Source organism: Faecalicatena contorta, assembly GCF_021531995.1.
GTDB lineage: Bacteria > Bacillota > Clostridia > Lachnospirales > Lachnospiraceae > Dorea_A > Dorea_A contorta_A.
The window spans coordinates 1-4,628 of the sequence record NZ_JAFBIZ010000160.1; the positions used below are offsets into that span (position 1 = coordinate 1).

At 43.9% G+C, this 4,628-nt stretch carries 5 protein-coding genes and 2 pseudogenes; all 7 read right to left on the minus strand.

The window, feature by feature from the left end:
- A pseudogene (locus JQM82_RS14415) lies at positions 1-257 on the minus strand (hypothetical protein); the annotation flags it as partial.
- Positions 254-505 carry a hypothetical protein gene (locus JQM82_RS14420; RefSeq protein ID WP_154322132.1) on the minus strand — a complete coding sequence of 84 codons (252 nt, stop codon included), beginning with the start codon at positions 503-505 and terminating at the stop codon, positions 254-256. The pseudogene JQM82_RS14415 and the gene JQM82_RS14420, both read right to left, overlap by 4 nt.
- A gap of 17 nt (positions 506-522) precedes the next feature.
- The gene (locus JQM82_RS14425; RefSeq protein ID WP_235251097.1) at positions 523-1,035 is read right to left on the minus strand and encodes an AbrB/MazE/SpoVT family DNA-binding domain-containing protein; all 513 of its coding nucleotides are present in this window, start codon (positions 1,033-1,035) and stop codon (positions 523-525) included.
- Between the two features lie 61 nt (positions 1,036-1,096).
- Positions 1,097-1,801: a hypothetical protein gene (locus JQM82_RS14430; protein WP_235251099.1), complete on the minus strand. Its 705-nt coding sequence runs from the start codon at positions 1,799-1,801 to the stop codon at positions 1,097-1,099.
- 16 nt (positions 1,802-1,817) lie between these two features.
- Positions 1,818-3,929 carry a vWA domain-containing protein gene (locus JQM82_RS14435; RefSeq protein ID WP_235251100.1) on the minus strand — a complete coding sequence of 704 codons (2,112 nt, stop codon included), beginning with the start codon at positions 3,927-3,929 and terminating at the stop codon, positions 1,818-1,820.
- 20 nt (positions 3,930-3,949) lie between these two features.
- Positions 3,950-4,213, minus strand: a complete 264-nt coding sequence (locus JQM82_RS14440) for a helix-turn-helix domain-containing protein (RefSeq protein ID WP_235251101.1) — start codon at positions 4,211-4,213, stop codon at positions 3,950-3,952.
- Between the two features lie 13 nt (positions 4,214-4,226).
- Positions 4,227-4,628 (minus strand): annotated as a pseudogene (locus JQM82_RS14445) (ATPase); the annotation flags it as partial.

The window sequence follows — 4,628 nt, forward strand, 5'->3', positions numbered from 1 at the left end:
TTGATCATTCCTGAATCCTGAATCGTCTGATTAACTACATCTGCCTGCTCATCCATTGACACATCAGGATTGATCAGTAACTGACCGGTTACAATTGATTTGACAAAAGCAGTGGCTGTCTGATTTACCTGTGCAATTAATTCCTCGTAAGGAACTTTATAATAGGTTTTCAGGATATCCAAAGGGACATTCTCACGGTTCTGCTTTAGTTTGGGAAGCAGCTTTTCCAGGCTGCTTCCCAGTTCATAAGTAGTCAAGCACACATCACCTCAGTTTCATTCGGTACGTTTTCATATTTCAGGTTATACCGGGTGTTACGGGTTTCGAAAACAATGCTGTTTCCGGATATTTCCAGAATACGTTCCACAGCAGTCGTCATGAAAGTATGTGTCTGCGTAGATATCCATGCACGTTCCCCGATTCGAAGCGGAAGGAATAAGGTTCCAGTCATGGTAATTGCCTTTTTTTCGATGTTGCTTATCGGTCTGATATTTGTTCTTTTCATGGTGATCACACTCCTTTTTAACAAAATTCTTTCTCTAATGTTTTTGCCACTAACCTTGCACATCCCATTTCCATCTCAGTAAGTGGAGTTTTGGATAAAACTGCCAGAGTAAGAGGCAGTGCCTTGTCATTGTGGATAGGATACAGTGCCGCTACGGGTTCCCTATGATGGGAAAGCATATAAAGAGGCTGACTGATATCCAAAACCACCTCATTTCCGGAGGCGATATAAGGCTCCAGGTTTTCCGGAAGGGAAGTGCCTTCTGGAAGATATATCCCCGTTGCTGCAATGACATACTGGTCTGTACAGATAAAGGCTCCGTGTTTGATTGAACTATAAAGAATGGAAAGAATACTCTGGAGCTTTATGTTATCCTGATGAGGTTCCCTGCATTTTCGGATCCGGATTTCCTGATTGGATAATTCTACTTCCAGAGGATTCCCATTCTCAAGTTTTAAAAGTCTGCGCAGTTTTGCAGGAATAACGATACGTCCCTGCGAATCTATGGTGCAGATATCTGAGTATTTCATATGTTCACCTTTCTTTCTAAAAGAAAAGAAGCAGCAAATTGCCGCTTCCTTTCCATAAACTTTATGCGGCATAAGGCGATGCCTGTGCCGAGCTTTGATATTGTCCGTTTTGTTGGATTCTTTGAGACTGTTGTTCTGCATAAGCACGCTTCCCATTTGAAATAAGGGAAGGTGCCATACAGGATTCCCAGTTGGTAATGTAAGAATCCGTGCGTTTTAGTAACGTATACAGGTCCATATCCGTTAGCTGGATAAAGGCGTTCTTTTCTAAAATAAAACTCCCGGATTTCATATAAGATCCGCCATTTTGATTTTTGACCTTGATGCCTTTGCCATTTACGATCTGAATCCGCCAGGGGCTTTTCATTATCCGCCCGTTCTGGTCATTTACATGCCGGGAAATAGAAAATTGCTGTGCAATGGAGTAGCCCTGTGCATCAGGATTTCCGTATATTTTGCTCAGCGACCATTCAAATTCTTGAAAGCCTGCGGTGATCCTGGTTAAGAAAAACTGGATCTGTTCCGGTGCCAGATTGAACTGGACGATGATATTTTTATTTCCGGTGCCATTGGAATAATCCTGGATAGTGATCCCAATCAGGGAGTTGACATTATGACCGTTTTCCTGATACTCGCCTTTGGCATGTATCTGAGCATAACTGGTCAGTGGTGCATACCTAAGCCTGTCATAAACAGCAATGAGTTTGCGATCCGTTTGTAGTTTATAGATCTGCTCGGAGATCCGTGGTGGTTGATTCTGATTCATAGCTTTTCCCTTCTTTCTACTTCAGGTATTGTTTCACTAACAGCGTCATGTTTTTTGGTAAGTCTTCCAGCTTTGTAATATCCAGAAAGCCATCCTGATAGATCCGCTTGATATTTTCCTTATCATCTCCGATCGCTGCAGCAAAGAGCTTGATCCCTTTTTTGGAATACTCCTTTTTAATGCCACGCAGGTCAGCTTCTGCTTCAGTGCCGTAATAGCCGGTATCTGCAGGCTGTCCGTCAGAAATGATGATCAGAAGTTTCTGCTTTTCCGGACGTTTTGCCAGATGCTCCGCCACAAAGCGGAGAGCAGCACCATCACGATTTCCGCCTCTTGCTGACATATCCATGAGCCGGTAGCGGTCTGATGTGTCGATCGAATCAAATTCTGCATAGGAATAAAGTTCTACGCCGCTGCCACCAGTTGAATGGCCATATATAGTAATGGGCACCTGAAGGCTCTGGCAGAAATCATAAAGCACAATGGCCGTCTTTTTCGCATGTGTAATCCGGTCTCCCCAGCTCATTGATCCACTCTCGTCTACCAAAAGTCCTACTGCAAGTTTCTGCTCTTCAGAAGGAAGTCTGGTTCTGGTGAAAAAGGTTCCATCTTCGTGGTGCATTGCACGTGTATCCAGACGTTTTCCAAATTGCAGGTTCTTTAATTTTCCGCCCTCACTTTCTTCTTTTAAAAGCGGTGCGATAGACTTCTGCAGGCGTTTGGATGCTCGGATAAGCATTGGTGCTACAGCCTGATATGACTGTTTTAAAGAATCCGGTACATATGTCATTCGGTTGATCGTAACATGAACTCCGGTATGAGCATTCCCATAATGGATATCGTTGGCTGCCTTCTGTAGTTCTTCGGTCATTTCCTGTTGATATTGTGCTTCTGCTTTCTCAGTAGCGATTCCACTCAGGATCCGGAACAGGTCGTTGGCAGACTTTTCATAACCGGTGCCAAGGTACTGGTGATTATAAGTAATTCCTGGATTATTTTGGTCAAGGATGGTATTCGTTTTCGCAAGTGCGATCCGGTTTCCTTCTTCGGCTACAACATCCTGGGCAGCCTGCGTACTTTCCTGACGCATGGCAGGAGGAGTACACGGTAAGGGATTTGCTTTCTGTTCTTTTTTCCCTTCTTCTGCCTGCTTTGGCATAGTACCGCCTTTGCCGGAAGGCAATGGGGTGGCACCATGGATCTGGTTACCCAGAAGTTCCTCTAACATCTGGCTTGCATCCGATGCAGAATGCTGCTCCATTCTTTCTTTTGTCTCTTCAATCAGAGGCTTGATGTATTCCCATAGAATAGCCACAATATGATTAGAAGCGTGAAAACGGTCCTTTGCTTCATCTGAATAAATGGCATCATCTACATATGGCATGCAGTCTTCCAGATAATCCAGATAAGGACCTTTATAACCGGACAGGTTATTGATGGTTCCCGCCCTGCAGTATTGAAGCAGAAGATTTGCCATAATTGCAAAATCAGAATACTTCTTTTCAATCTGACTCTGGATTGAAGGCATCTGTTCACACATCCGCAGGTTATTCAGTTCAATGCCCCGGCGGAAAGTGCCCGGATGAGAAGTGCACATTCGTGCCTCTATATAGATGTCTTCCAGAATATTATTTATATGAGAGGCACAGGATGCCAGAGTCAGGCAGGTCGCTTTATCTTTGCTATCCATAGCCTCCAGTATTTCTTCACAATTTGTCTGATAGGATAATTCCGTAAAGGAAGGATTGGATGGGTAGAAAGCTCCTTTTTCCATGCTGCCAAGATATAGTCCCAAGGCTGTAAAATCTGAGAACAGCAGGTGGGCAGTCTCATGCCCATTGAATCCGACAAGGCTTTCGGAACGGAGATACCGGGAAGGAAAACTCTGGGTGATTTCATTGGCAGCATTGATATGGATTTTATAGTTATCCGTATGTGCAATGCCTGCATCTGCCTGGGCATCCCATTCCATCAGAGCCTGAAGACCCTGACGGTAGCGGCCGGTAGCCGCTTTCGCCATAGAGGTCAGGTATTTTTGGTAAGCAGATGAAGTGAACAGTTCCTCGTCACTAATTGTAAGTTCTTGATCACGTATCATCTGTTTTAATTTTTTCTGGTTGCTATTCAATTCTTATTCATCCTTTCTTTTTAAAATAATTTTTCAGTTAAAAGCTCTTCCATGGTGTATCCGAAATAGACTGCCAGATGGTAGACCACAAATACGGGTGGAAAGCCTCCTCCTAATTCATACTTACGGTAAGATTTTGTTGGAATATGCAGAATCCTTGCCAGGGTTTTCTGGGAAAGATTCCAGCGTGGTAGTTTCCGTAGATAATGGATATTTGCGGAGAAAATATCCAGCATATCTTCTTCTGTAATTTTTAAATTGTTATAAGGTTTTCTCTGTGTCAATGTACCAACCCTCCTATGCTGCAAGAATAGAATCCAGACAGCCGTTTTCCACTTCCGAACGGCTTTCTGCGTCAGCAGATACCGAAGAAAGGATTGTGTAATGTGCAGCTTCCCGGACATCACCACAGACCATATAGGACTGCACCCAGGAAATCAGTTCACGTACACCGCAGCATCCGTCTGTGATCAGATTCTCACTGCAATATTCAGAAACTGCCTTGATGATCTGTGCCATAGTGCGAACCGTTTTTTTATCTGTGCATCCGGTAATCCCAAGAACACGCTGTACCAGTGTTTCTTCATCCGGCTCCTCCAGATCGATCACAAGATTCATTCTGGAAATGACAGACTGGTTCATCTGTCTACAGCCAGCATAATCATTGTTGGTTGTAACAACGATGGTCGTATCCGGATG

What these genes read in the sequence shown, in the direction of transcription:
- JQM82_RS14425 (WP_235251097.1), bottom strand. Translation starts at nt 1,035, where the DNA reads ATGAAATACTCAGATATCTGCACCATAGATTCGCAGGGACGTATCGTT.
- JQM82_RS14430 (WP_235251099.1), bottom strand. Translation starts at nt 1,801, where the DNA reads ATGAATCAGAATCAACCACCACGGATCTCCGAGCAGATCTATAAACTA.
- JQM82_RS14420 (WP_154322132.1), bottom strand. Translation starts at nt 505, where the DNA reads ATGAAAAGAACAAATATCAGACCGATAAGCAACATCGAAAAAAAGGCA.